Here is a 25,358-nt window from a genome sequence, read left to right as displayed (position 1 = left end):
CGACCGTGACAGACAATTATACATACTAATAAGATGTTTTATTTTTTTAATGTAACGGCGACACACCCTACTGTAAACAGGGTTGGGCAGGGGCACGACCATGGGGTAAAAAAGGAACCAACACGACAAGCCCCCCCCCAAACCCCCCCCCCCCCCCCCCCCCCCACCCCCCCCCCCCCCCCCCCCCCGCCCCCCCCCCCCCCCCCCCCCGGAATGCACCAGGACCTGTCTCGCAATTACTTCAGAGCTGACGCTGGTGGTCGAGAAGTGATTGTCCAACGGGCTGTTGGACAATCACGTGCAACGATCCGGCGCACGTCAGCTCGGGCTTGAGCTCAGCTCCATTGCAGATCGAGGAGCTGGAGAGCGCGGATCAGTTCAGGCTCCGTACCGGTGAAGGAGTGATGCTCTGCGTCGGTAATGCACGTCGGCATTGGGCCGTCCTCGGGTCTTTCGAAGACAGCCCACAGGGTGAGGTCATCGCGATGCCTGGAGCTGAAGTGGACACCACTGACATCAGTGTTTTCATACAGCCACGTCGCGACGCTCTGGGTGAGCCGCCGTGGACGAGCATCCTTCAGGGCGGAACGGAGTACCCCGAAGTTGTGAACGTCAGTCTGGGGTACAGGTCCCGGCCCTGAAGGATCGGATCCTCGAGGGGTTCTGGGGTGGTTAGGGGTGGAGGGCTGCGCGGACGAAGGTGCATCCTTGCGGGGTGACCGTGCTTGTTGTCCGTCCGTAGCCTGTGTGAATGCCTAGGCTTCGGAGCGCCTCCCGGGATTCGCTGAGCAGTCCGTGGACGTCTCCGGCCTCTAGTTCGGTGCCTGCGCGGGTCCGCCAACCGAGGGCGCCGAGCCCGAAGGCGACGGCATCGAGGCAGTCATCCCAGTCGGCGTGTATTCCGACGGCGATCTCGATGAGCAGCAGGACGGTCGCATCCCGCTCCGCGTCATGCCGAGTCCGATTTGTCAGGGCGTGGGCGAGGAAGTGCCACAGCCCGACGGGATCCTCGAGCAGCCGCTTGGCGGCAGCTCCAAGGACGAGCCGGCCTTTGATCCTGCGGATCAGTCGCAGGCGTTGTGCGCTCTTGCGCAGCCGGAGGATAGGCAGGGTCTGGTCCTCACGGTTGGCCCTACCGGGCCAGTGCTCAGCCCAGCCGAGCTCGACCATTGCCTGATGGACCACCGCGGGCGGAAGCCAGCCGGCGGCGGTGAGATTCAGGCCGTCGAGGCCGATCCGGCGGATGAGCCAGGAATAGGGGGCGGTCATCGCTTCGGCGAAGCCCGCGTCCACCAGCGCGGGCTCATCCAGGTCCGCGGTGTTCAGGTAAGACCGAAACTCGCGGCGCATCCCAGCAGGCAACCGATCGGTGATGTCCTGGACCAGTGGTTGGCGCTCTGCCCCGGGCTGGTCGTCGGTCTCACCGACCGTGTTACCGACGGTGTCGCTGACGGTGAATAGTCGTGTCAGTTCGGTGTTCACGCCATCGGCGTCCAGTTGGTCGGGGGCGAAGTCCTGCCACGGTCCGGCTGTCCAGGCGACCCATGCTGTCAGGTCGTCGTGGTCGTCGTGGCCGGGGTCCGTGAGGGCGTCGAGTAGTTCGTGGTAGCCATCGATGCCGCCGGAGTCCTCCAGCGGTGCACGGCGTGCCCCGTCCACGAGCCGCGCCCGCGGGGCGCCGGCGGGCGCGGGAAGGGCCTCGATGAGATCGAGGCGGTGGGTCCAGCTGTCACCGAAGTCGTATTCGTAGAACACGGGCCCGGACCCGGGGGTGAGAACCGCGCCGATAGTGAAGTCCCGCTCCGGCAGCGCCCCGTCGCTGTCCTCGAGCAGGTCCTGGGACACCCAGCGCCGGGATGCCGGCGAGATCCCGTTGACGGGCCGCACCCGCTGATAGGGGTCCGTGTCGGTAAAGGAATGCAGATGCGCGTCCCGCCAGCCGACGGCCACCTGGAGGACCTCGTGCACCCTGTCCAGGGTCAGGGAGGCATCGAGGTCCAGGAGCCGCCAGATCGCAGGCTCGCTGCCCTCGAGGGAGACCATCACCCGCAGGATCATCGGCCGCGGCTCTTCGGGTACGGAGCTCATCATCACGCCACCATCCTGCCAGCCCACCACCTCCAGGGAGTCAGCGTGCACCTCCGGTCACGTCCAGTTCCGAGGCGTCATGCCCCGAGTCACCCCGACAACACGCGGGAAATTCTCCTGAGAGCGTCAGCTGAACCGGTGATGATTCCGTTGACGTGAGGTCGTCAGGTTCTACTCCTGGCGGTGGGCGGGTCGGTCAGGGCGTGTTCGGAGGTGGGGTTGTGGGCGAGGGCTGATCAGCGCGATTTTATGTCGTGTCGGGAGAGAGCGAAGGCATAGGCGGGATCGTTCTCCGGGATCTCCACACCTGTGCTCGCGGCGACGGGGTCGTCGTTGAGGCCTATGTCGGCGCGGCGAAGCCAGAACGCCCAGCAGTACCCGGAGCCGGTGTCGGTTGCGCCGTGCTTCGAGAGGAACCTGATCCCCATGGGGTAGGACCCGTCGTCGAGAACCTGATCCTTGATCCAGGCCGCAAGGACGGTCGTGATCTCCCGTCGGCCGCTGGTGACCTCGGACAGCGTGAGGGTTTCCTCGACGTCGATCTCGTACAGGAGGCTGCTCAACGCGCCGTTCAGTGCGTGCATCGTATCTGCGTGGGCGATGTCCACCCATAAGCCGGGTTCGAAGGTGAGCTCGAAGAGCAGCCGCCCATCACGCCAGTTGGCCGGGATCCACCCCGGCGCCATATGGCCGTTGGCATGCCATTGCTCCTGCACCTCGTGCCGGATGGTGTCGACGGGCGCGCCGAAGAACGCCGCAGTTTTCTCGAGGTAGGAGGCGTGGGCGGCTCTCATGCGCGCCCATGAGAGAGCTTCGAGGAAAGCCGTCTTCTTGTCCTCGGCCGCGTAGATCGTCCGCCCCGGCGTGTCGAACCGGTACCAAGCGGAACGATCGCTGCTGAGCAGCCCACGCTCCTGGGGATTCAGGGGCCCGTAGGACTCTTTCGCGACGCGATACGCCTGGGTGGGCCCGCTGACCAGGGCGAGTCCGGTCGTGCGGCAGGTCCGCCTCAACCGGTGAACCCATCGTCGATCATCGCGCTGGCGGCGGCCGCGATCTCCTTGAACCGGTCGTCCCGGATCGCGTCGATCGGCGAGTCGTGATCCAGCCATGGGTTCGCACCGATGAACCAGAGCCGTGCCACATGCTCTCCCTCGGCCTCGGAGACGACGAGCCACTGCGCGTAGGCGAACTGCAGGCGTTTCACGGCCACCTGATGGGGAGTAGGGCCATCCTGCTGAGCCCATTTGTAGCTGATCTTCCGGTCCTTGCTCCCTGCCAGAGCTGCCACAAGCGTCGCGCCCAGGGCGGCGTTGAGGCGACGGACGATTTCCCGGATACCCAGGCGGGCGGTGCGGGCGTGGGCCGAGCCCGTGGTGGTCGCAATGCTCATGACGTCGAACTCCTCACTAATAACACTCAAATCTACTCCTTGAACCTCGATAAAGCGACCAAAAATCTACCAAATCTCGTGAAGGGAATCGGTTGTCAGTGGCGTACGGCTAGCGTTCCACCCCAGGGGTGAAGCCGATCCGCCAAACCACTGGAGCTGTGGTGATCGTCGGCAGTGTTCAGGGTGGCTCGGGCTAGCCGGCGGCTGCGAAGGCGCGGGCCGTGGCCAATACTGCTGGTCCGGCGTCCTCGAGCCGCCCTTCACGCAGCAGTCGCGCCGGCGGCACGTCATCGAGCTGGGGGTTCATGCCCATGAACCAGGCCTGAACGACGGGTGCCGTCTCATGCTGATGCAGCAACGCTGCTACATGGTAGGCATCGCGTAGGCGTTGCATGACCTCCGCAGACGGTTTGCGCTCACCATCGGCCCACTGCCGGACAGCACGGGTCTCCTTCACGGACCCCAGATAGGCCACCAATTTGGCGCCCAGGATTTCCCGTAGCTCATACACGAGCCGGTCCTCCCGAAGTCGGATCGAGTCCCGGTGGGCCTGAAGGTCAGTGGGTGCTCCCGTGACAGCTGCCATGCGCTCAGCATCCCATGAATGAACTCGAGAATCCACGCCTAGATCACACTCTCGATCACACCCTGAATCACCGATAATCTACCTTATGTCAACCTGAAGTGATCCTATTGCGGGATCTGCTGTCTAGGACACGGTGATAGTGCTCCTCCGTGGTCGGGCGTCCGGGCGCTGAACTCTGCCCCCCTGCGGGCGGACCATGGCTGATGTGATGTCATGGGTGCCTCGTACTGGCGGTGACTGAACAGGCATCAGAACCTGGGCGGGACACCGCCTAGAAGAGCAGGACTGGCAGGATGGTGCCGTGACGATACGCGCTGGAGGTGAAGATCCCGGGTCGGCGTTGTTGCGGGTGAAAGTATCGATCGAGGGTAGCGAACCGGCCATCTGGCGGCTGATCGAGGTCGATTCTTCGCTGACCCTGGATAGGATCCACGAGGTCCTGCAGGCGGCCGTCGGCTGGAGGAACTCACACCTGCACTCCTTCACGGACACCGACCCCTACACGCGGTTGCGGCCCATGGACGGGAAACTCTCGGGACCTCGGCGGTGGGTCTCCCGGGACCTGCTTGAAGACGGCGACGACGGGCTCCCGGAGACAGACTGGTCTTTGGGCCAGCTCCTCACCTCCGGTTCCGGCCCTTTGTTCTATGAATACGATTTTGGCGACGGTTGGCTCCACCGTCTCGACCTCACCGGCAGTATCCCCGCTCCCGCCAACGCCCCCAGGGCACGCCTCGTAGAGGGGGCGCGGCGGGCCCCCTTGGAGGACTCCGGCGGCATCAGCGGCTACCACGACCTACTCGACGCCCTAGCGGACCCCCGCCACGACGAGCACGAGGACATGAGGGCTTGGGTCGCCTGGACAGCCGGGCCGTGGCAGGACTTCGATCCCGAACAGCTGGATCTCGACGCCGTGAACACCGAACTCGAACTGCTGTTCCCCGCTCCCTCCATCATCGAGCCAAGCCTCGCGGGTGGGTCACTGACCCAGGACCTCACCAACCGACTGCCACCTGGACTGCGCCGTGAGTTCCGTTCCTACCTGAACGCCGCCGGCCTCAACGGACCCGCGATGGTGGAAGCGCGCGCTGCCGAAACGATGATCGCCCCCTATCTTTGGCTCATCCGCCGTATTGGGGATGACGGAGTGAGGCTCACCGCTGCAGGCTGGCTTCCGCCCATCGTGGTTCACCAGGCAATGACTGAGCTCGGCTGGACTGAGCGGTGGATCGGTAAAGCCAACCGCGAGGACCAAACCCTGCCCATCCTCGAGCTGCGCGAAAGCGCCCAGCGCCTCGGCCTGGTCCGTAAACTCAAAGGCCGACTCATCCTCACCTCTGCCGCCAAGCACCTGCTCGATGACCCCACCGGACTCTGGCTTCTCCTTGCCCGCGCCCTAGCGCACCGGCACCACCATGACTCCGAGCGCGACGCTGCCCTGCTGCTGCTCCTCGAGTTCGCAGCGGGAAATCGAACGCAATGGAGCGACTACCTCGACGCCGTCGCCTTCGGACTCAGCGCCCTCGGCTGGAGGACCCGCTCCGGAGATGAGCTGGAACCCACAGCCGTCCACGCACTTCTCACCGGAACCCGAAAAGTGCTCCTGAACCTCGGTGCCCTCACCGACCGTGACAGGCAGGAAACGAACACCGTCACGCCGCAGGGGCGAGCCTTCGCCCGCGCAGCACTTCGTTCATAACCACCGACAACCAGCAACCACCGTCCCGCGGCAACCCACGTCCTCGGAGACCGAGTTGCGCAGTGAAAGCAACGGTATTCGCCGATCCCGAACACACCGGCTCACCAGCAACAGTTGACGGACCTACTCCCCGATGTCACGTGAACCGATCTGATCGAAGGCTGCGGTGAGCTCGTCGGCTGCCGGCAGGGCTTGTCGTTCCGCTGCCGGCAGATTCTCGTACGAGTAGGTCGAAACTGCCATGGGTGAGTCTGATCGTCCGAGGGCGTACCGGACGGTGTGGTCGTTCTTGGCGCCGCAGATGAGGATCCCGATGGTGTCGGCATGGGCTTCGCGTCGGAGTTTGTCGTCGACCAGGGCGACATAGAAGTTCAGCTTCCCGGCGTACTCAGGCTGGAACTTGCCGGTCTTGAGCTCGATCACGATGTAACGCAACTGCTCAACGTGGAAGAACAGCAGGTCGATGTAGAAGTCGTCGCCCTCGACGTCGAAATGCACCTGCCGGCCAACGAACGCGAACCCAGGCCCGAGTTCGCGCAGAGTATCGACGATGCGGTCCATGAGGGCCTGCTCGAGGTCTCGTTCGGCAACATCTCCGGATAGTCCGAGGAACTCGAAGGCGTAGGGATCCTTGGCGGCCTGCTGAGCCAGCTCCGACTCGGGCGAGGGCAGACTGCGGGTGAAGTTCGACGACGCGGTCCCGGTGCGCTCCATGGACTTGTTCATGATCATGTTCATCAGGACATTCCGGGACCACCCGTACTCAACGGCTGCAGCGGCGTACCAGCGCAGAGCCTCGGGGCCCAGGTTTTTATCGAGAAGCGTGCGAATGTGGCCCCACGGCAATTGCGCCACAGCCTGTGGCGCAATTGAATCCCCAAGCCACTGTCTCGCGAAGGCTGCCATGTACTGCAAGTTCCGCGCGGACAAGCCCCTCATATCAGGGAACTCTTGACGGAGATCGTCGGCCAGCCGGGCAATGACCTTACTCCCCCACCCGTCCTGTTCCTGTCGGGCAAGTACCTCGCGCCCCATCCCCCAGTACAGCTCGATCAGCTGCGTGTTGACCGTTCGCTGAACCCGATGACGGGCTTCGCGCACCCGGTCCTTCAACGCCTGCAAGGTCGTCCCGTAGTCATCGGGCAAGGCGATCCTGGAACTCGTCATCTCCTCATCCTCTCAGCACGGCATCCAGCCACGATGCCTGTACAAGTGCCAGGGCCAGTCAGCTAAAGGGATCTGCCACTGCTGCGATCTGCTGCGTCGGCGGCTCGACGTGCTACCGAGGACGCGTCTTTCTGCGCTGCTCGCTCGCGTGCCTGCCGTTCTGCGGCGCTGGCTTTCCTGCTGTTGATCAGCTCTACCTGGCGCTGGCTCAGGCCACCAGGGTTGGAGGTGCGTGTGGCAGCGTCCTTGTCCTGGCTCATGGCGGGCTCCTTCGTGGTCGGCTTCTGCGGGTCTGGCGCTGTATCGGATTCATTGCCGGACGCCGTCCCTGGTGTGGTGGGTTGCGACTTCTGCGCTGCTACGTCGGTGGCGGCGCGGTGTCGGGCAAGGACACGTTCGGCCGCGGCCGTGTCTTTCTCATCCGTGGTGGCCGGGGTCTCGGATGAGATGGCGTCCACGATCCGGGCTTCGCGCTGCTGCGGCTCCGGCAGCGGGTCACTGGAGGTGGCTCGTCGGGCGAGGAACCGGTCTATGACCCGTTGAGCGGCGGCCTGCTCCCGGTTCATGCGTTCGGTGATCGCGGCTTCGTCGGCACGCTGCTGAGTCTGCTCGGCGCTGATGGGTGGCTTGTTGGTGAGGGCGCTGTGTTTGTGTAGGGCGGTCGCGCGGGCGATGAGACGTTGGGCGACGGGGTCCTGCCGGTACTGCTTCGGGATCAGCGTGGTCTCATGGGCGCCGATGTTGTACTTGTTCCGGTACGCCTCGGTCTCGGCGGCGATGCTGTACCACTCGTCGGCTTTGCCTGTTCTCGCCGGCACCGGCCCGATGGCGGCGGTCCAGGCGGGTGTTTCTTCGGCCAGCTGGGTTCCCCGGATGATGATCCGGTCTCCGAGATGGACACGGAGCCGGTCGAGTTCGGCCCGGTACGACGCCGGGACCTGCCGATCCCGGGACAGGCCGGTGGGGGCCAGGTCCTCGCTCACCGTGGCGGGGACGATGTCCGGGCGGGCGACGGCGGGATCGATTGGGGGTAGGGCGACGTGGCGGACTTCCTGTTCGTGCTTGATGGCTTCGGCCACGGTGATCTGGTGGGCGGTGCGGGGGTCTTCGCCGCGGGTGGTGCGCTCGATCGCGGTCTGCGCCGGGGAAAGGGTGGCACGGCGCTCGAGCTCGGCGCCCATGGTCCGGGCCTTCCACAGTGTTTTCCGGGTGTCGAGGTCGACGGCGGCCGCCGGGTGGATCCCGCGCACCTGCTCGCTGGTGGTGGCGTGGGCTTCGGTGAGGCGTTGGGTGCGCATGTGCGCGTACGGGCGTGCAGCCCACTGTGGGTCCAGCCGCGCCTCCCCCAGCTCCGGGCGTGGGGCTTCCGTCGTTGTGGTGGTGGTGGTGGTGGGACGTTTCGCTGCCTGGTCGGCCAGGCGGTGCAGGTGGTCGTCGGAGATCGCTCCGAGGGGGCGGCGGCCGGCGTTGGCCAGGATCTCCCCGGCCTCTTCCACGCGTTGTTCGAGGCGCCAGGCGAGGACGGCGGAGACGTCCTTGGCTTTGGCGAAGTTCCGCATGTTCACGGCTTCACCGAGCAGTGTGGCGGGGTTCAGTCCTTGGTCGTGGGCGGTGCGCATGTGCGCGGCGACCGCTCCCCAGGATTCCAGGGACGTGAACTGGGCGGCGCGCTTCGGTCCGAGGACGTCGGCGGCGATCTGCCGGGTCTTGGCGACCCACGCCCCGTTCTCGACGTCGATATAGACACTGGAGAGGGTGCTCACGTCTCCGACGCGGACGGCTTCGGCGCGGGTGGTTTCGTGGGCGGACAGGGACCTGTCGTGGGCGGCGGTGATGGTGTCCAGGACAGTGTCGCGGGTGGTGTCCTGCTCGGTGCCGTCGCCGAGTCCGATGTAGAGCTGGTTGTGCTCACGCCCGCGGGTGGCGGCGACGTAGGCGCCGGCCCGGTCGGTGGTCTCGTCCAGGATGGCGTGGGCGGTGTCAACGGTTGCGCCCTGGGCGCGGTGCACGGTTGCGGCGTAGCCGAGCTGCCCGTGCCGGTTCAGGTAGTCGGCGTCGACGGTGATCAGCGCGTTGTGCCCGGCGTGGCGCAACGTGATCCACTCACCGTCGGCTTTCTCACCGCCGCCCATCGAGAAGCCCGAGGAGCTTGGTGCGCTGGACGCACTGGTGCTCGGTGCTGTGGGGGTACCGGTGGTGATGCTGTCGATGGTCCAGACGTCGTTGTTCTTCACGAAGTCTTTGCCCTGGTTCAGTTGCAGGGTGCGGTCGTTCTTCCGGGTCACGATGGTGTCCCCGGTATAGGCGCGCAACCCGTCCCCGAGGACCACGGAGACGGTTGTGTTAGTGATGGGAGCGCCGTTGTCGGTGAGTTCGCCGGTGGCGATCCGGGCGGCCTGGGCGCGGGCGTTGAGGTCGGTGACGGTGGCGTTGTCGGTGGCGATCAGCAGCGAGGTCTTGCCTTCGCCGCGGTCTGTCATCCATGCCCGCAGTGCGGTGTCGGTCATGGCCTCGGTGGTCCCTGCGACGACGCGCTTGTTCTCCAGATACCAGTGGAACGGGGTATCGGCACCGACGGTGGGTGGTTCGCGCAGGGCCAGGGATGCGGCGGCTTCTCCGTCGCTGGTGAATCGGTGGACTTCCTCGAGGCGGACCGCGCCGACGTCGGTGTTCAGCAGGCGCAGCGCCCCGCCGGAGCCGATGGCCCCGAGCTGCCGGTCATCTCCGATGACTCTGACCACGGCGCCGTGGCGGGCGGCGACGGCGACGACATCGGCCAGGCGCGGGGTGGAGACCATGCCGGCCTCGTCCACGATGATCACATCCCCGGCCCGCAATCCCGGAGCAGCACCCGCGGCACAGTCCGCGCCGCTGGTGTTGGTATCGGTGCTGCCCGTCGTGGTGGTGGTGTTCTGGTGGGTGTAGATGAACGCGTCGATGGTGTTCGCGTCGGCGCCGATATCCGAGCTCATCACCGCGGCCGCGGCCGCGGTCGGTGCCAGTCCGATGACCCGTCCTCCACTGGCGCGGACGGCGTCGGCGGCCAGGGACAGGCTCGTGGTCTTGCCTGCCCCGGCAGGACCGATACCAAGGGCAAGGAGTTTTTCGTCGGTGGCGAAGACCCGGGCGAGGTTGATCTGCGCGTCACTGAGCTGAACTCCGCCGGTGGCGGTGAGGGCTTCGGTGCGGGCGGCGAGGACCTGCTCGAAGCGTTCGGTGGAGACGGCTGGAATGATGGTCCGCTGCGCGGCGGCGAGGATCTTGTCCTCCGCGGCCAAGACCTCATGGGAGGTGTAGAGGGCGCTGTCCGCTTGGCGATACTGGCTCATCCCGTCCGCCCGGGTGAACTCGTACAGCTTCGGGGTGATCGAATCCGGGGTGACCTGGAGACTGTGCGCGGCCGTGCCGGCGTCGGTGACTTTCATGACCGTGTCGTCGGTGATGGTCTGTCCGGGGAATGCTTCTTTGAGGTGGCGTCGGGTTTGGGCGATGACGTGGTGCCGGCCCCAGGTGGCGCGTTTGCCGGAGAGCTCGTGCACGACCAGGCGTGCGTGGTCGTGTACGTTCAGGTCCGCGACCAGGGGGCCGCGCGGGGTGATCGAGGCGGCTTGTACGTGCTCGAGGAGGTCCTTGCCGATCGGCATCCCGAGCTGGGTGCGGTAGTCGTCCTGCCATTCGGGGACCAGCTCGGATAAGCGCCTGGCGCTCTTCTTCGTGGGCCTGGTCTCCAGGGTCGCCTGCTGGGCGAGGGCGATCTTTTGCTTGTCGTTCGGTGCGTACCCGTGCTTATGGGTGAACTCTGTTTCCAGGCGTGTGATGGCCCCGGCGATGTCCATACGCCTCGAGGAGGCGTGCTCGATCGCGTCGAGGTCAATGCCGGCGATCTCGTACACCGGCTCCCCCCGACCGGTTGCCCGGGCCACCGGGGACACACCGAGGGAGGCGCAGACTTTCTCGATGATCTTCGCGTTGTAGGTTTCGGATGCGGCGACGTTCATCTTGTAGAGGGTGCGCCCATCGAGGGACGACCATTTCCCGTCGGAGCCCAGAACCTTGTTCGCGATGACGACGTGGTCGTGCAGTTGCGGGTCTCCGGCACGGGAGTCGTAGTGCCGGAACTGGGTGGCAACCAGGCCGCCGTCGACGTCGATCTGCCGGATGCCCTGCTGCCCGCGCCGGGTGTAGGTGGCGTTGTCCTCGAGGAACGTGATCGTCTCTGCGATTGCCTCCTGGTGGGCGGCCTCGATGGTCTTGCGGGCCTCGTCGCCGCCGAGCGCCCAGAGCAGGGACACAGACTTCGCCGGAGCGAACACCAGGTCGTAGCCTGCGACGGTTTGCTGCTTCGGGGTGGTCTGCACGGTCGCGAACCGGGCCAGCTCCTCGTTGGACTTCGCGTCCCGGCCGTGGGTCTCGCGGAACAGCTCGCCAGCAACCCGGAAGCGGATCTCGTGCTCCTGGGCCTTGTCCGGGTCGACACCGGTGGTGCGCCGGACGCGGGCGTGTTCCTCTGCCAGGCGCTTGGTCATCTCCGTGTCGGCGGCGGTGTAGCGGGCGTACTTCCGGCCCAGGGCGGTGTCTGCTCCGGACCCGTTTTCTGCGATAAGGGCTTTGGCGTTGGGGTGGATTCCCTGCCCGAACAGGGCAGCCATCTGCGCTTCGGTGACCTCACCGGAGACACCAAGGAGCTGCTCGGAGTGTGCCGTCCACTGGCCCGGCGGCATCCCGTCGACGGTGTAGTAGTCGCCAAGCTCCCGGTCGCCTGCGCGCAGCTCGTCGGCGCTGGCGACTTCGGACGTGTAGTAGGTGTAGCCGTCCCCGGCGCTGAGCTTATGGACGGTCATCACGGGTTCATTCTGACGCAGATTTTGGGCACTGTCGACCTCGGTTACAACAGTGCATGAGGTGTGACAAATTGTGATGGTTGGAACGGGGTGAAATCGTGAGGTGACGACGAAGGAGGAAACGCGATGGAACCGCGTGGAAGCCACTACGATTGGTCCATCACGAATGTGATGCGGTTGTGCACATGAGAATGGGCTGTGGGTAACACGATTCACCGTTATCCACGGTTCGTTCGATTGTGTGGAACCGCAGACGGACGTTATCCACCAGGTGGGCAGCGGAGAGACGTTGGGTTATCTCGGAGCTGTCCACGTGTGGTCAACGTCCGTTAAAACTAGTCCGAGCGTCAGCGAGGTCCGCATGGCTATCTCATGGGTGCCGGCGGTGACGTCGGGCATGGCCGGTGATCGGTCGAGGTCTGCCCGTGGTGGGCGGCCGCTAACCGTTAGGTTTGGCAGGGAAAGTGCGTCGGTTCGCAAGTCGTGGCCGGGGCAGGATCAGGTACAGGTTTTGAACGCAGGATGAGTGAAGGGGACGGGTCATCATGCCAGCACCGAGGAAGTCAGCGCAGCAGGTCGCGGCACGGGAAAAGGCGAGGGCGAAAGCCCAGGAACTGACCGAGCGGCACGAGCGGTTGATTGACCTGGCGGCGGAGTTCTTCGAGCAGGAGCAGCAGGCCGAGCAGATCCGCGCCGAGGCGCGGGAGCGGGCCGATGCGATCCTGGCGAAAGCCGAGCAGGACGCCGAGGCGGCTGCGAAGGAAGCCGGCGTGAAGGTGCAGCAGATGCTCGATACCGGCGAGAGCCGCGCAGCTGTCGCCGCGCGACTCGGGCTCAGCACCGCCGAAATGAAGCGAGCCCTGGACGGGGCCGGCACCAGCTCACCGTTCAGGGAAGGGCGTACCGAGCCGGCGCTGGCGGTGACAGCGGACGACGTTGCGGAGCAGGTTGCCGCCGAGACAAAGGCCGCGTAGCGGGTGAGGCTCCGACGGCATGAATCTGGGCTGGGATTTCTGGTTCTTGGTAGTGCCATCGCTTGCGTGACTCTTGCCCTCATCGTCTTCGGTGCAGCCGCTGTGACGTGGCAGCCTTTCGCAGCTCTCGTTGCTGCTGCGGGTTTGGGGATCTGGCTTTTCCGCTTCGGCTCGCGTCATGCGTGGGTAGCACTGTTGGTTCTGGCCGGAACACTGGCCGTGCTGTTCCTACTCGCGGGCAACTCCGAGGTCATCCGGTCGGTGCCGGTCGCGTGGATCTTCGGTTTCGCAGCCGGATCAAACTTCGGTGTGGCGTGGAGGATGACGGCTCGCAAGCCGGCGGCGTTGTCGGCCGCGAGGTAAGTCGGATCGTGTCGGTGTGTGGCGCGGCCGTGGCGCGCGTACCTGGTGCGCGGCACCGGAGCCGGGTCGAGGTTGAGTGCGAGGACGGCGGTTCGTCGCCGGCGACCACAGCTCGAGGTTCCCGTAGCGGCGGCGAACCGCCCCGCCCACCAGCGGCGAGTTGACCGGCTTACGCTTCCCTGCCCTGACTGCCCGGGCCGGGGCTGGTGGTGCAGGGTTGTTGCTCCCTGCACCACCGGTGCAGGGAGCAACTCGGCCGCGTACTCTTCGGCGATCAGCTCCTCCTCGTCCGCGTGGACTTCCTCGAACGTCTCGCCCGGCTCTGCCTGCGCTTCCGGCTCGTCGTCCTGAGCTTCGTCCTGCGTCTCGACCGGTTCGGCGTCCTGCGTCTCTGGCGCGGGTGCCGGTGCTGGTTTCGGGGTTGGTGCAGGTGCGGGGTGGGTGATGAGTCGTTCCACGTCGCTGAGTTCGTAGCCCCATGTGGCCAGTTGCGTCAGGTAGTGCTTGGCGGTGGGGTCGGACCCGCGCCATGACTGGCGGCTCATACGCTTCTCGTATCCCGCGAGGACCATCGCGAGGGCGTTGGTTTCGTGACGGGCGTTGGGGCGGCTGGTGATTTTCGCCAGCTCCGAGCTGGTGCCGAACCCGGTGGCCTTTGGCTCCTTGCCGGTGAGCAGTTCAGCGGCGAAGTCGCTGTGCTTGGAGAGTCCATCGGCGACGGTGTACGCATGGACTCCCATCGCGTGGGCGACAAAGCGGAGTGCGTTCTTCGGGGCGGTCTTGCCTTTGAGCAGTCCCTTTACGAAGTTGATGCGGACCACCTCAGCGGCGTCCCATGCCTTGTTGTTCTCGATCACGGTCCGGCGTTCGGCTTTTTCCTCCTCGCTCATCTTCCCGGCGCGGGGCGCGTCGGGCTTGGTGAAGCCTGCGGCCTTCCAGTCGGTGTTGATGTAGGTCGTGGCGACTCCCGAGTAGGTCCAACGGACGTAGGCGGCGTCGGCGTCCTCGACTGTCAGCGCGCCGCCGTCGGCGGTGCGCAGGTCGCCGATCTTGGCCATGGGTCCCTTGTAGTCGTAGTAGGCGATTGAGTCGTCCTCGATGAGGGTCAGTCCTGCGGCTTCGGCTTCGGCCTTCGCGGCCGCGACAGCGGCCTCTCGGGCGCGGTCGTCGCGGATGCGCTGGGCGGTGTGGTCGAAGCTCTGCGGGTTCTCCTTGGCCGTGGTTTCGAGCTTCACGATCGCTTCGGTGTCTCCGGCGAATTCCTCGATCACTGCGGCCATGTCCAGCGTCATGCCAGCGGCGAGGAACGCGGTCGCGGTGTCGTCGGCGCGGACTTTCAGGGCCGCGTCAACGGTGGTTTTCTTCGCCCCGGTCTTGCGGGCGATCTGCGTGGCTGACACACCGAGCAGGGACAGCTGGTGGAACGCTTCGGCGCGGTCGTGGTCGGTCAGTTCGCGGCGCTGGTCGTTTTCCACGATCTGCTTGGCAAGCCGGTCGGCTTCGGTGAGGGAGTCGACCACGTACACGGGCATGGTGTCGAGGTTGTTCTCGACGGCGGCGAGGGTGCGGCGCTGGCCGTACAGGACGTGCAGGGTGCCGTCCTCGGTGCGGTGCGCGACGACGGGCTGAATGACTCCGTGCTCCTTGATGGAGGACAGGAAAGCCTTGTCCAGCTGGGCCTCGGCGCGCACGTTGGTGTCGATGGTCAGCTGGGCGGGATTGATCTGTTCCAGAACGGACATGGTTGTGTTCCTTCTTGGTAGGTGTGGGTCCGGGCCTGTGGTGTGCCAGCGGGACTGTGGTGGCCCTTCCCCGACGCTTCTATGTCTGTCAAGCGGCTGGAAACGGGTGCGGGCGCGGACCAAGTTGTTCCGGCCAGCGTCCCCTCTCCCCCCGTTGTTTTGGCTGCTGGCGAAGCTTGCGGAGCTGTGGCCGACGGAGGCCTATCTACCCGCAGGGCAAGGGGAAGGAAATTCCCGGAGGAAATCAGCGACGAAGGAGCGCCGCGGGGACATTTCCTGCACCGCAGGCCCCGACGAAGGAGGGGCTAGACCGGCCGGAGCGGACACGTACAATCCGTCAGGACAGCAGCAAAAACAGAAAAAAGGCTTCTACAGCCCGAGCGAAGCGAGGCCGATGCAGTAGGGCTCGGCGCTTGCTGGGCACCCCGCTGAGACCGCGGTGAAGGTGAACTCCAACCTCACGATGCAGGCCTTGAAGGCCTGACTAAACGAAGCATCACGCGGGGAACGTCGTACACCACCTCCGTGGGCGTGACCGCTACCGAATCCACCGGCAGAGTCCTCGGCATGATCTTCGATGGGCTCGTAGGGGGTGCTCCGTGGTGATCGACCTTCGCGAAGTGGCCGCACCACCGTGGGAAGAGGACCTGCTGATCACCGCCCAGCCCAAGGGAGTCGTGGACGTGTGGTTGCTGGTGCACGCTGCGCGCTGCGCCACGTTCGAGACGGTCTGGGGCTCCGGCGGCGGCTGGCGGGGGGCACTGGCGACAGATCAAACGGGCATGGGAAACGAGACAGTGTGGATTGCAGCGATAAATGGCAGCTATTTCGCAGCATTGAGTGTCACCCCTATCTGCTCCGGCGCCTACCACGCGCGGATCTGCGCCGCCGGGGACTATGTCGGAGCCGTCGATACCGTCCGACTGTTCACCAACACGATCCGCCGCGGGAAGGTGGCCTTGGCCTGAGCAGAAGCACGTCAGGACATGCGGTCCGCGTCGGCGTACTCATCGTTGTGTACTACGACCTCCGACATGTTCGCGGTTGCCCACTGCTCAAGTGCGCGCAGAGGTCCTTGTAGCGAGCGGCCGAGCGGTGTCAGTTCGTACTCGACGCGCGGCGGAATCTCGGCATAGGCCGTGCGAGTGACGAACCCATCGCGTTCGAGCGAGCGCAGTGTCTGGGCCAGCATCTTCTGCGAAATACCGCCGACCTCGGCAGCAAGGGCCCCGAATCGCATAGGTCCAGAGTCGAGTGCACCGATGATCAGCACCGTCCAACGATCACCAATTCTATCGAGCAGCCGCCGAGACGGACAGTCCGGGCGGTAAGGGTCCCACGGGATGACAGTCACCGCGAATGTCCTTTCTTACCTCAAAGTGCGTACTTCCACATTCCAACCAGGTGGACTACGGTAACTAAGTTACCAGCAGAGAGTATAGGAGCAATCATGGCAAAAATCACTGTTCTCGGAGGCACCGGCTACGCCGGAGCAGCGGTCGTCGCGGAGGCGGCTAAGCGCGGGCACGAAATCACCTCGGTCAGCCGAACAAAACCAACGACCCGCATCGAGGGCGTCGACTACGTGATTGGCTCGGTAGTCGACGGTGACGTCCTCGACGCCGTTCTGCCCGGCCGTGATGTTGTCTACTCGGCACTTGCCCCGCGCGGCGACATGGTCGGCAAGCTCGAAGGAGTGATGGACGTGCTCATCTCCCGCCTCGCCGGAGCTCCCACCCGGCTCGGTTACACCGGTGGCGCGTCGTCGCTGCACACCGAAGTAGGCGGGCCGACGCTCTGGGAAGTCTCGAAAGACCACCTTCCCGCTGAGGTGAAGCCGGAAATTGAAACCGGCATAACCGTCTACGCGGCACTGCAGGCATCACCCGAGCCCCTCGACTGGTTCTTCGTCAGCCCGCCCACCGACTTCGGCTCATGGCTCGGCACTGCCAATAAGGGCACCTATGTGCTCGGAGGTGACGTGCTCTTGAAGGATTCCGACGGCAACTCCACCATCTCAGCAGCCGACCTCGCGATTGCCGTGGTCGACGAGATCGAGGCCCCGACTCACCATCGAGCACGGTTCACGGCTATTCACTGAGCCATCAGTTCAGGGTGCCCAAGTTTGGCATCACCCCCAACAGCGCCTACCGCACGCTCGAGAGCGCGGTCGGCGCTGCTGGACTGGACAGACCTCAACATCAACTGACACCACGTTCCGCCGTTTGTGAACGGTCGTCCATAAGACACTTTCGGCGATGAGCCGCGTGTGACTTTTCCTTAACATGGCGGGCTTCTTGAAGCCTCGTTGGCGGGGTAGCCCACCAACGCCGTCCCGTAGTCGAAGCGTCCGGGTCGTTCCAGCGTGAGGTGAAGCCTGGTCTAGTGAAGTGCGAGAGTGGGAGCATGACTGAGCCACCGCTACCTAACGCCGAGTTCGGGTTCCCAGGGCCGCTTCGAGACTCGCTGGTCGCGTCCATCCTGTCGGGTACAAAGACCACGACGACATCGCTGCTTGTGGAGTACGCCGTCGAAGGTGATCCGCTACCAGCAGTGGGAAGGAGGCAGGCAGTGATTGATTCGGCGGGACAGCCTGTCGCCATCATCGAAACAGTGCAGGTCGACCAAGCGAGATTGGATCAGGTACCACTCCGCCATGTCATTGATGAGGGAGAGGGGCATATCACCGTCGCTCAGTGGCGTGTAGATCACGAGCAGTACTGGCACGGTGAAGAGATGCGCTCTTACCTAACGGACCCTGCGTTTACGGTCCGCGATGAGACTGCAGTGATTCTCGAACGCTTTCAGCTCGTCAACTAGAAACTGCGAAGCAACCACCCCGTAAGACGATCCGCTTCCGGGACGCTTCGGATGTGTGGGTCCTTTGAGATCGGCCGATAAGTGTGACTCACAGCGGTAAATGGCGTGTGTTTCGCAGCGCTCTATGGCTGAGTAACAAGTTCCGCAGGATCAGCCTTCTACGGAAACAACGTCGGCTGTGTAGTGGGCGAGATAAGTGAAGACCGCGTCCATTCGTAGGCGTCCGTGCATCCACAACTGATGCACCCGGGGGTTCTGGCGCTGGGTAGCCGTTTAGCTTGCGGGGATCAGTGTGGTGAACTGTGGGTTTGCGGTGAGGAAAGCTTGTGCGTGCGGGCAGTACGGCATGGCCTTGAGGCGGCGCTGGTGGGCGTTTAACAGAGCCTCCCGGATGAGGACCGACTCAAGTCCTCGGCCTCGGTAGGGTTCGGTCACTACCGTTTCCAGGAGCCAGATGTGCCCTGCTCGCAGGTCGTATTTCACGTACCCGGACATCACTCCGTCATGGAAGAACTCGAACCGTGAACCCAGTGGATTGTCTCGGAACGTCTCGCGTGGCGCACTGACGGGTGCGGCCGGTTCAATTCGTTGCCGTGCACGAGCTTCCCGCTGCTCAAGCTCTTCGGCGACCATGGCGTAGTCCTCCTGCGCCCCATAGGGCGGAAAGTCCATGTCCAGCGACCTGTATAGCTGGTTGCACAGCACCCTGAGCTCACGGGTGGACACGTCGGAAAGGTCCCGGGACACCAGTGCCTGGTCACTGTCCCACCCAGCCGGTAGAACAGCATCGACGGTTGGTGTCGGGAAATCGGTGGGCGCAAGCGGGGCGATAGTCATGACGAACACCTTCACGAAAGTAGTCCCCGGGTGAACGGTGGATGTGCACAGCCTTGTACCAGCGTGGTTACGAACAGCATGGGCTGGTCTCACCTAGGGCGTGTCTGACAATCGTTTGGACCACGCGATCACCGCGTTCAGCACCACGGCAGCCCGGTAGACGGTGGAGTACTTGTCGTACCGGGTTGCCAGCCCGCGCCACTGCTTGAGTTGGGCGTACTGGCGCTCGATGACGTTGCGGCCCTTTGTAGGCGGCCGCGTCGAGGCCCACGGGCCGCCCACCGTGGGAGCCCCGGCGTTTCCGGTGGCCCTGTTGGTCCGCCGGCTCGGGGATCACGGTCTTGATGCCACGAGTGCGCAGATGGGTGCGGATCGCCCGTGATGAGTACGCCTTGTCGCCCAGGACCGCGTCCAGGCGGGTGTGGGGCCGACCTGCCGGCCGGGTCACACGCAGCTGTTCCAGCAGCGGCAGCAGCATGGGCGAGTCTCCTGCTTGGCCAGGGGTGATCAGGCTGACCAGTGGCAGCCCTGCACCGTCGACGAGCTGATGGATCTTCGTGCTCAGCCCGCCGCGAGAACGTCCGATGCCGTGATCGGCCGGCTCTTCACGCGGATTCTTGTAGTTCGATCCATCCCCCTGTGTGGCGGGTGGTGTTCGTGGCGTGCTGATGTGCCCGGGCGATCGTGGAGTCCACCGCCACCGACCAGTCGATCAGGCCTTCCGCGTCCGCGGCGGCGGTCAGTGTTGCCAGCACCGTGTCCCAGGTGCCTTCTTCGGCCATGCGTCGATGCCAGGTCCACACGGTCTGCCACGGACCGAAGACCTTGGGCAGATCGCGCCAGGCGATCCCGCACCGGTACCGGTAGATGATGGCCTCGACCATCATCCGCGCATCCGAGAACGACCTGCCCTGCCGGCCCGTGCGAGTAGGCAGCATCGGGGCGATCAGCTCCCACTGAGCATCAGAGAGGATGTGGAACCGGGACATGCCTTCCAAGGTGCCAGCCGGCCCCTGGACTCATTGTCAGACACACCCTAGTGTTTCCGTACAGCCCGTGACCGGGACTCCCCCTCGGGTTCGCCCCTCCTCCCGCCCCGTCAGGGGCCTCGCTGGAGACAGAAAGGCAACAGTTTCCATGACCACCAAGAACCGCGCCGTGGCATTCCACGGCATCAAGGACGTGCGCGTCGACGAGCTGGACTTCCCCAAGCTGGAGATGCCCGACGGCTCCGCCGCCCCGCACGGCGTCATCCTCAAGATCGTCGCCACCAACATCTGCGGCAGCGACCTGCACATCTACCGCGGGTCCTTCCCCGTGCCCGAGGGCATGGTGCTGGGTCACGAAATGACCGGCCAGGTGCTGGAGGTCGGCAGCGACGTCCAGTTCCTGAAGGAGGGTGACCTCGTCTCCGTGCCGTTCAACGTGGCCTGCGGCCGCTGCCGCAACTGCCGCGCCGGCCGCACCGAGGTGTGTGAGACCGCCAACCCGGAGCAGGCGTGCGCCGCCTACGGCTTCAATCTGGGCAATTTCCAGGGCGGACAGGCCGAGTACATGTTCGTGCCGTACGCCGACTTCCAGCTGCTGCGCTTCCCGGACCAGGAGCAGGCTATGGAGAAGATCCTGGATCTGGCCGTGCTCTCGGACATCCTCCCCACGGCGTTCCACGGTCTCATGGCGGCCGGCGCCAAGCCCGGCTCCACCGTCTACATCGCCGGTGCCGGCCCCGTGGGCCGGTGCGCCGCGGCTGCCGCTCGGCTGCTGGGCGCCTCGTGCATCATCGTGGGCGACCAGGACGCCTCGCGGCTGGAGCTGGTACGCAAGCACGGCTGCGAGACTATCGACCTCTCCGCCACGGAGAACCTGCAGGACGCCGTGAACGACATCCTCGGCGAGCCGATGGTGGACTGCGCGGTGGACTACGTCGGCTCCGAGGCCCACGGCCTGGGCTCCGCGGCCGATGAAATGCAGCCGATCGCCGCCGTGAACCAGGTCCTGGACATCACCCGTCCGGGCGGAGCCACGGGCATCATCGGCATCTACGGGCCGGACCCGATCGCGGAGACGAAGGCCGAGCAGGAGGGCACCTTCCCGGTCGACTTCGGCAAGGCCTGGATCAAGTCGCCCCACATCATCGGCGGCCAGGCGCCCATCATGCGCTACAACCGCCAGCTGATGATGTCGATCCTGTGGGACCGGATGCCGTACCTGACGGAGATGGTCAACCCGCGCGTGATCAGCCTGGACGAGGCACCCCAGGCCTACGCGGAGTTCGACCAGGGCTCCGTGGAGAAGTTCGTCATCGACCCCCACGGGATGATCGCCCGCTGAGCGACGCCGCCTGTTTCGTCAGGCTCAGTCTGGGTGGTTCTCCACCGCACCGCGCACTCCGCCAAAGTGGGGTGCGCGGTGCCGCATGGGTGCCCGGTCCGCTCTGGCGGCGTCGTCACGATGCCCAACAATAGCGCGATGCCCAGGATGCACCGGGCCGAGATGGGCATGCCGTTGCCGATAACGGTGTGACATCCCCGCCGTCTCGACCGTAGAGGATCAGTGCGACCGGCCATCCTGCGTGATGGGGAAGACACCCTCGTCGTCATGCGTCTGGACCGGTTGGCCGGTCCCTGCCGGATGCGTTGCGCACCGTGCAGGCCCTGGCTGATCGGGGGATCGGCTTGCAGGCGTTGGACGTGGACCTGGACACCTCCACGGCCTCGGGACGGCTGATGCTGAACATGCTGTTGATGCTGGCCGAGTGGGAACGGGATCTGCTGCGTGAGCGCACCTTCGAGGGCGTGGCCCGGGCCCGTGCGGCCGGACGGCGTCCGGGGCCGAAGCCGAAGTTGGATGAGGAGAAGACCGCCGCGGTCCGGGCCGGGGTCTGTCCGATAAACGGTGTGTGGGGTCCGGCATTTCATTAGTGGTTGGTTCTCTCGAACCGGTTCGCGAAGGTGATCGCAAAGGCGTTCAGGGCCGGCTTCCACCTGATCACCCAGCGTGCTCTGCCGCCGCCGGTCGGGTCAAGGGACCGGGTCACCAGATACAGACACTTCAGCGCCGCGGCCTCGTTCGGGAAATGTCCGCGCGCTCTGACGGCTCGCCGGTAGCGGGCGTTGATGGATTCGATCGCGTTCGTCGTGCAGATGACCCGGCGGATCTCGACGTCGTATTCGAGGAAGGGTACGAATTCCGCCCACGAGCTCTCCCAGAGCTTCACGATCGCCGGGTACCGCTGACCCCACTCAGCTGTGAACTCCTGGAACCGGTCCTTCGCCGCAGCCTCGGACGGAGCCGTATAAACCGGTTTGAGGGCCCTGACGATCCCGTCCCGGTGTTGCCGGCCCGCGTAACGGAAGCTGTTGCGGATCAGGTGCACGACGCACTGCTGCACGACCGTCCGCTGCCACGTCGTCGTAATCGCCTCCGGCAGGCCCTTGAGCCCGTCACAGACCGCGATGAGCACGTCCTCGACACCCCGGTTCTTCAGCTCGGAGAAGACCTGCAACCAGAACCGGGCGCCCTCAGCGCCGTCACCAGCCCAGATCCCGAGGATGTCACGTTCCCCATCCGTGGTGACGCCCAAGACAGGCGTAGAACGGGGTGTTCCGCACCTGCCCATCCCGAACCAACACCGACGATCGCATCAACGAACAACACCGGATAAAGCGGATCCAGCGGCCTGGAAGACCACTCCGCGAGTTCACCGGCGACCCTCTCCGTGATCCTCGAGATCGTGTCCTTGGAGACTCTCGCCCCGTAAACCTCCTCGAAGTGCGCGGCGATCTCACCCGTGGTCAGCCCACGTGCCGACAGGGAGAGCACGATCTCGTCAAGCCCGTCCAGGCGCCGTTTCCGCTTGGGCACGATCACCGGCTCGAACGACCCGCCCCGGTCCCGCGGCACCTCGATCTCAACCCGACCGATCTCCGTCAGCACCGTCTTCGCCCGTGTCCCGTTGCGCATGTTCGCCGCGATCGGCGTCTGCCCGTGCTCGTGTCCGAGGTGCTCGGTCAGCTCCGCTTCCAGCGCGGTTTCGAGGACATTCTTGGTCAGCTGGTTCAACAGCCCACCGGGGCCGACCAGGCTCACACCCTGCTCCCTGGCCTGCGTGAGCAGTCGCTCAGCGAGGTCCTTCTGGTCAATGATCTCTCCCGTCACAGGATCGATCATCGCCTCTGATACTTCGGTCGTGAAGTCCTCCACGGCCATCTCCTTCCGGATCAGGCCGAACCTCACACACCGTTTTTCTTACAGTCCCTGGGCGTGCACAGCCTCCTGCCAGCGTGGGCGCAAATGAGTGAACCTACTAACTAGAAAAGAGGTCATGGGGCCAATAGGACCATTAGTGGCATTAGGTATTGGAAGGTGAGCTCGCCTGCAACTGCTGGCTGGTCATCCACCTGTGGGCTGGTGGAGCCCGAAGGGTTGAGCTCAAAGCCGTCCACCTGTGGGTCAGCTGCTATCCCACTCCCCTGCACACGAGCCATTTCATGAGGGAATCGGGTGACGGCTTCTTGCTACGAGGCGGTTCGGCTGCGTCAGTGCTGTTCGTGGCTGTCGTTGTCGGTTGCGAGCATGCGGCCCTCGGGGTCGAGTTGCCGAAGCAGTGCGGTGGAGATTGCTGATAGTTGGGTGACTTGCTCAGGAGCGAGGCTATCGATCACGAGTCGCCGGACGGCGGCGACGTGTCCGGGGGCCGTCTCCACGACTTTCTCCCACCCCGCTTCGGTCAGGGTGACGTTGGTGGCCCGGCGGTCGTCCTCATCGGGTGCCCTGTCCACGAATCCTGCCGCCTCCAGGCGGGATAGGACGCGGGAAAGCCTGGGAAGGGTTGCGTTGGTGCGAGCAGCGAGAGCGCTGGTGCGCAGGACGCGGTCAGGGGCTTCAGAGAGCATGGCGAGTGTGAAGTAGTCGAAGTGGGTCATGCCGGCGTCCTGGCTCAGTTGGAGGTCGAGAGCCGCTGGAAGCAGTTCGAGTACTGCCGTGAACCGGACCCAGGCAGCACGCTCGTCCGGGGAAAGCCACTGTGTCTCAGTCACAGCCAACAGCATAGCGAAAACTTGCATCTACAACTAAACGGGGTATATTGGTTGTAGAAACAACCAATCCCCGCTCTGGTTTCGATGCCGGGCGGCCCAGCACGAGGAGCATCATCATGACAAAGGTCACCATCTTCGGTTCCGGCAACATGGGTACCGCCATCGCAAGCGTCTTGACCGCCGGCGGCGCCTCGGTCGAGCACATCGGGTCCGAGGGAGGCACTATTACCGGCGACATCGTCGTCCTCGCCGTCCCTTATCCCGCGCTCGAGGCTATCGTCGCCAGTCACGGGGACCAGCTCGCGGGGAAGATCGTCGTCGACATCACCAACCCGCTCGACTTCTCGACCTTTGATTCCCTCGTCGTGGCCGACGGCACGTCGGCGGCCGCCGGTCTGGCCGCTGCGCTCCCCTCATCGCACGTGCTGAAGGCATTCAACACGAACTTCGCAGCCACCTTGGGCACGACGAAGATCGGTGAGCTCGAGACCACGGTACTCATTGCCGGCGATGACGAGACGGCTAAGCAGAACCTCGCCTCCCTCGTGACAGCCGGTGGCGTGGAGGCGATCGACGCAGGCTCGCTCAAGCGCGCTCACGAACTCGAGGCTGTCGGGTTCCTGCAGCTGACCCTCGCGGCAAGCGAGAAGATCAGCTGGACCGGAGGCTTCGGCGTCGTCCGCTGACAAGCGATGCCTCATCGCCCGTGACGCTCTCGTCGTCGGGGGTGCCAAATTCCTCGTATGCCGCTTGATCGGCAACCCTCAAATGCTTCTGGAGGTAACCCATGACCATGACAGATGAGCGCTTCATCAATCCCGCCACTTCGATGGGAGCGGTGACGCTGCGCGTCGGTGACCTCGAGGCGATGTCGGCCTATTACAGCGGGGCTTTCGCGATGGAACCGGTGCAGGACCGCGCTGTCGGACGGGAGGTGCACCGCGTCCTCGGCCGAGGTGAGGTCCCACTGGTGCGGCTGATCCACACTCCGGATCTGCCGGCCGGTGACCGTCACCAGGCGGGCTTGTTCCACACCGCCTTCCTCTTCGACAACCCATCGAGTCTCGCCGCAACGGTCTACCGCGCCGCCAACGCCGCCAAGGGTCGTTTCGTTGGCTCCAGCGACCACCTCGTCAGCGAGGCGTTCTACTTCACCGATCCGGAGGGGAACGGTGTCGAGCTCTACACTGACCGGCCCCGCGACCAGTGGACCCATGACGAGGGTCAGATCCGTATGACCACCGCCTATCTCGACCCCAACAACTACTTGGAGAGCCACCTCGACCAGGCGTCCCTTGATGCGGGGCCTTCACTTCCCGGGACGGTCGGGCACGTGCACCTCCAGGTCGGAGATCTCACGACCGCCCGATCGTTCTACATCGACGCGCTCGGCTTCGAGATCACCCAGACCGAATATGCGGGCGCTTTGTTCGCCTCCGCCGGCGGCTACCACCACCACATCGCCATGAACACCTGGAACAGCCAGGGAGCCGGCCCTCGTGCCGCGCGCCTCGGCCTGGGTTCCCTCGCGGTCACGGTGCCGGGCCAGGACGACCTTGACGCCCTGCAGGCAAGGCTTTCCGCACGGTCCCTTCCCTTCACCGGAGACTCTCGCATCATCTCCGTGAATGACCCGTGGGGCACACGCGTGACGGTCAGCGTCGCCGGCACCACGTTCGACGAAGTGATCCTTCAGTAACACCACGACGCTTCAGTCGTGCGGGCGAAAGTACTGCAAACTCATCGCTGAACGCGCTCCCCCGCCTGCACGTGACTATGGCAGCTTTGTTCGTACCCACCAGGGCAATC

At 64.9% G+C, this 25,358-nt stretch carries 19 protein-coding genes and 2 pseudogenes; 9 read left to right on the top strand and 12 right to left on the bottom strand.

The genetic code is table 11. The features are described from left to right. Positions 1 to 672: 672 nt before the first annotated feature. From FQ377_RS13565 to FQ377_RS13550, 4 genes are all read right to left on the bottom strand, one after another. Positions 673 to 2,139 (bottom strand): plasmid pRiA4b ORF-3 family protein, encoded by a 1,467-nt coding sequence (locus FQ377_RS13565; RefSeq protein WP_262364465.1) that lies wholly within the window; start codon positions 2,137 to 2,139, stop codon positions 673 to 675. Between the two features lie 185 nt (positions 2,140 to 2,324). Then, the gene (locus tag FQ377_RS13560; RefSeq protein WP_136455086.1) at positions 2,325 to 3,101 is read right to left on the bottom strand and encodes a hypothetical protein; all 777 of its coding nucleotides are present in this window, start codon (positions 3,099 to 3,101) and stop codon (positions 2,325 to 2,327) included. Continuing rightward, the gene (locus FQ377_RS13555; protein WP_316245932.1) at positions 3,098 to 3,511 is read right to left on the bottom strand and encodes a hypothetical protein; all 414 of its coding nucleotides are present in this window, start codon (positions 3,509 to 3,511) and stop codon (positions 3,098 to 3,100) included. Before FQ377_RS13555 ends, FQ377_RS13560 begins: the two co-directional genes overlap by 4 nt. Before the next feature lie 163 nt (positions 3,512 to 3,674). Beyond that, positions 3,675 to 4,067 (bottom strand): hypothetical protein, encoded by a 393-nt coding sequence (locus FQ377_RS13550; RefSeq protein ID WP_136455082.1) that lies wholly within the window; start codon positions 4,065 to 4,067, stop codon positions 3,675 to 3,677. Positions 4,068 to 4,368: 301 nt separating this feature from the next. On the opposite strand from FQ377_RS13550, the gene FQ377_RS13545 reads away from it, so the two are divergent. After that, a complete protein-coding gene (locus FQ377_RS13545; protein ID WP_148601742.1) occupies positions 4,369 to 5,766 on the top strand; it encodes a plasmid pRiA4b ORF-3 family protein in 1,398 nt (465 codons plus the stop codon). Between the two features lie 123 nt (positions 5,767 to 5,889). On the opposite strand, the gene FQ377_RS13540 is transcribed toward FQ377_RS13545, so the two are convergent. Both FQ377_RS13540 and mobF read right to left on the bottom strand, forming a co-directional pair. Continuing rightward, on the bottom strand, positions 5,890 to 6,933 hold the full coding sequence (locus tag FQ377_RS13540; protein WP_148601741.1) for a PDDEXK nuclease domain-containing protein: 1,044 nt from the start codon (positions 6,931 to 6,933) through the stop codon (positions 5,890 to 5,892). 62 nt (positions 6,934 to 6,995) lie between these two features. After that, positions 6,996 to 11,774 carry a MobF family relaxase gene (gene mobF, locus FQ377_RS13535; protein ID WP_187393372.1) on the bottom strand — a complete coding sequence of 1,593 codons (4,779 nt, stop codon included), beginning with the start codon at positions 11,772 to 11,774 and terminating at the stop codon, positions 6,996 to 6,998. 545 nt (positions 11,775 to 12,319) lie between these two features. Here mobF and FQ377_RS13530 point away from each other — a divergent pair. Further along, a complete protein-coding gene (locus FQ377_RS13530; protein ID WP_148601739.1) occupies positions 12,320 to 12,748 on the top strand; it encodes a hypothetical protein in 429 nt (142 codons plus the stop codon). 176 nt (positions 12,749 to 12,924) lie between these two features. Here the strand turns inward: FQ377_RS13530 and FQ377_RS13525 are convergent, their stop codons facing one another. Continuing rightward, positions 12,925 to 14,853, bottom strand: coding sequence for a ParB/RepB/Spo0J family partition protein (locus FQ377_RS13525; RefSeq protein WP_148601738.1), 1,929 nt, complete (start codon positions 14,851 to 14,853; stop codon positions 12,925 to 12,927). A 599-nt stretch (positions 14,854 to 15,452) separates the two neighbouring features. Between FQ377_RS13525 and FQ377_RS13520 the strand changes: the two genes are divergently transcribed. After that, positions 15,453 to 15,821 (top strand): hypothetical protein, encoded by a 369-nt coding sequence (locus FQ377_RS13520; protein ID WP_148601737.1) that lies wholly within the window; start codon positions 15,453 to 15,455, stop codon positions 15,819 to 15,821. Between the two features lie 11 nt (positions 15,822 to 15,832). Here the strand turns inward: FQ377_RS13520 and FQ377_RS13515 are convergent, their stop codons facing one another. Next, on the bottom strand, positions 15,833 to 16,207 hold the full coding sequence (locus tag FQ377_RS13515) for a winged helix-turn-helix transcriptional regulator (RefSeq protein WP_222861883.1): 375 nt from the start codon (positions 16,205 to 16,207) through the stop codon (positions 15,833 to 15,835). Between the two features lie 96 nt (positions 16,208 to 16,303). Here FQ377_RS13515 and FQ377_RS13510 point away from each other — a divergent pair, with 96 nt between their 5' ends. Then, the gene (locus tag FQ377_RS13510; protein ID WP_148601736.1) at positions 16,304 to 16,954 is read left to right on the top strand and encodes an NAD(P)-dependent oxidoreductase; all 651 of its coding nucleotides are present in this window, start codon (positions 16,304 to 16,306) and stop codon (positions 16,952 to 16,954) included. A gap of 305 nt (positions 16,955 to 17,259) precedes the next feature. Then, positions 17,260 to 17,673: an ASCH domain-containing protein gene (locus FQ377_RS13505; protein WP_148601735.1), complete on the top strand. Its 414-nt coding sequence runs from the start codon at positions 17,260 to 17,262 to the stop codon at positions 17,671 to 17,673. 273 nt (positions 17,674 to 17,946) lie between these two features. Here FQ377_RS13505 and FQ377_RS13500 read toward each other — a convergent pair whose 3' ends face one another. Further along, a complete protein-coding gene (locus FQ377_RS13500) occupies positions 17,947 to 18,510 on the bottom strand; it encodes a GNAT family N-acetyltransferase (protein WP_148601734.1) in 564 nt (187 codons plus the stop codon). 93 nt (positions 18,511 to 18,603) lie between these two features. Further along, positions 18,604 to 19,499, bottom strand: a pseudogene (locus FQ377_RS13495) (IS5 family transposase). A gap of 148 nt (positions 19,500 to 19,647) precedes the next feature. On the opposite strand from FQ377_RS13495, the gene FQ377_RS13490 reads away from it, so the two are divergent. Together FQ377_RS13490 and FQ377_RS13485 are read left to right on the top strand one after the other, a co-directional pair. Further along, positions 19,648 to 20,841 carry an alcohol dehydrogenase catalytic domain-containing protein gene (locus FQ377_RS13490; RefSeq protein ID WP_148601733.1) on the top strand — a complete coding sequence of 398 codons (1,194 nt, stop codon included), beginning with the start codon at positions 19,648 to 19,650 and terminating at the stop codon, positions 20,839 to 20,841. Positions 20,842 to 21,134: 293 nt separating this feature from the next. Next, a complete protein-coding gene (locus FQ377_RS13485) occupies positions 21,135 to 21,431 on the top strand; it encodes a recombinase family protein (protein WP_148601732.1) in 297 nt (98 codons plus the stop codon). Here FQ377_RS13485 and FQ377_RS13480 read toward each other — a convergent pair. Continuing rightward, a pseudogene (locus FQ377_RS13480) lies at positions 21,428 to 22,680 on the bottom strand (IS256 family transposase). The gene FQ377_RS13485 and the pseudogene FQ377_RS13480 sit on opposite strands and share 4 nt — an antisense overlap. A gap of 368 nt (positions 22,681 to 23,048) precedes the next feature. Further along, entirely contained in the window at positions 23,049 to 23,549 is a 501-nt protein-coding gene (locus FQ377_RS13475; RefSeq protein ID WP_262364464.1) for a MarR family winged helix-turn-helix transcriptional regulator, read from the bottom strand. A gap of 116 nt (positions 23,550 to 23,665) precedes the next feature. Here FQ377_RS13475 and FQ377_RS13470 point away from each other — a divergent pair, with 116 nt between their 5' ends. Both FQ377_RS13470 and FQ377_RS13465 read left to right on the top strand, forming a co-directional pair. Continuing rightward, complete coding sequence (locus FQ377_RS13470) at positions 23,666 to 24,235, top strand: NADPH-dependent F420 reductase (RefSeq protein ID WP_148601730.1); 570 nt, start codon at positions 23,666 to 23,668, stop codon at positions 24,233 to 24,235. 101 nt (positions 24,236 to 24,336) lie between these two features. After that, positions 24,337 to 25,248, top strand: a complete 912-nt coding sequence (locus FQ377_RS13465) for a VOC family protein (RefSeq protein ID WP_148601729.1) — start codon at positions 24,337 to 24,339, stop codon at positions 25,246 to 25,248. Positions 25,249 to 25,358: the final 110 nt, after the last annotated feature.

It is taken from the genome of Arthrobacter echini, assembly GCF_008107445.1.
In the GTDB taxonomy this organism is placed as follows: domain Bacteria; phylum Actinomycetota; class Actinomycetes; order Actinomycetales; family Micrococcaceae; genus Arthrobacter_D; species Arthrobacter_D echini_A.
Note: the sequence above shows the minus strand (reverse complement) of the source record. Positions and strands in the feature narration are given on the sequence as shown.

Bases quoted from the DNA above. Each gene is read 5' to 3' on its own strand.
- FQ377_RS13550 (WP_136455082.1), bottom strand. From the start codon at position 4,067: ATGGCAGCTGTCACGGGAGCACCCACTGACCTTCAGGCCCACCGGGAC.
- FQ377_RS13530 (WP_148601739.1), top strand. From the start codon at position 12,320: ATGCCAGCACCGAGGAAGTCAGCGCAGCAGGTCGCGGCACGGGAAAAG.
- FQ377_RS13505 (WP_148601735.1), top strand. From the start codon at position 17,260: ATGACTGAGCCACCGCTACCTAACGCCGAGTTCGGGTTCCCAGGGCCG.
- FQ377_RS13540 (WP_148601741.1), bottom strand. From the start codon at position 6,933: ATGACGAGTTCCAGGATCGCCTTGCCCGATGACTACGGGACGACCTTG.
- FQ377_RS13465 (WP_148601729.1), top strand. From the start codon at position 24,337: ATGACCATGACAGATGAGCGCTTCATCAATCCCGCCACTTCGATGGGA.
- FQ377_RS13470 (WP_148601730.1), top strand. From the start codon at position 23,666: ATGACAAAGGTCACCATCTTCGGTTCCGGCAACATGGGTACCGCCATC.
- FQ377_RS13525 (WP_148601738.1), bottom strand. From the start codon at position 14,853: ATGTCCGTTCTGGAACAGATCAATCCCGCCCAGCTGACCATCGACACC.
- FQ377_RS13510 (WP_148601736.1), top strand. From the start codon at position 16,304: ATGGCAAAAATCACTGTTCTCGGAGGCACCGGCTACGCCGGAGCAGCG.
- FQ377_RS13500 (WP_148601734.1), bottom strand. From the start codon at position 18,510: ATGACTATCGCCCCGCTTGCGCCCACCGATTTCCCGACACCAACCGTC.
- FQ377_RS13490 (WP_148601733.1), top strand. From the start codon at position 19,648: ATGACCACCAAGAACCGCGCCGTGGCATTCCACGGCATCAAGGACGTG.
- mobF (WP_187393372.1), bottom strand. From the start codon at position 11,774: ATGACCGTCCATAAGCTCAGCGCCGGGGACGGCTACACCTACTACACG.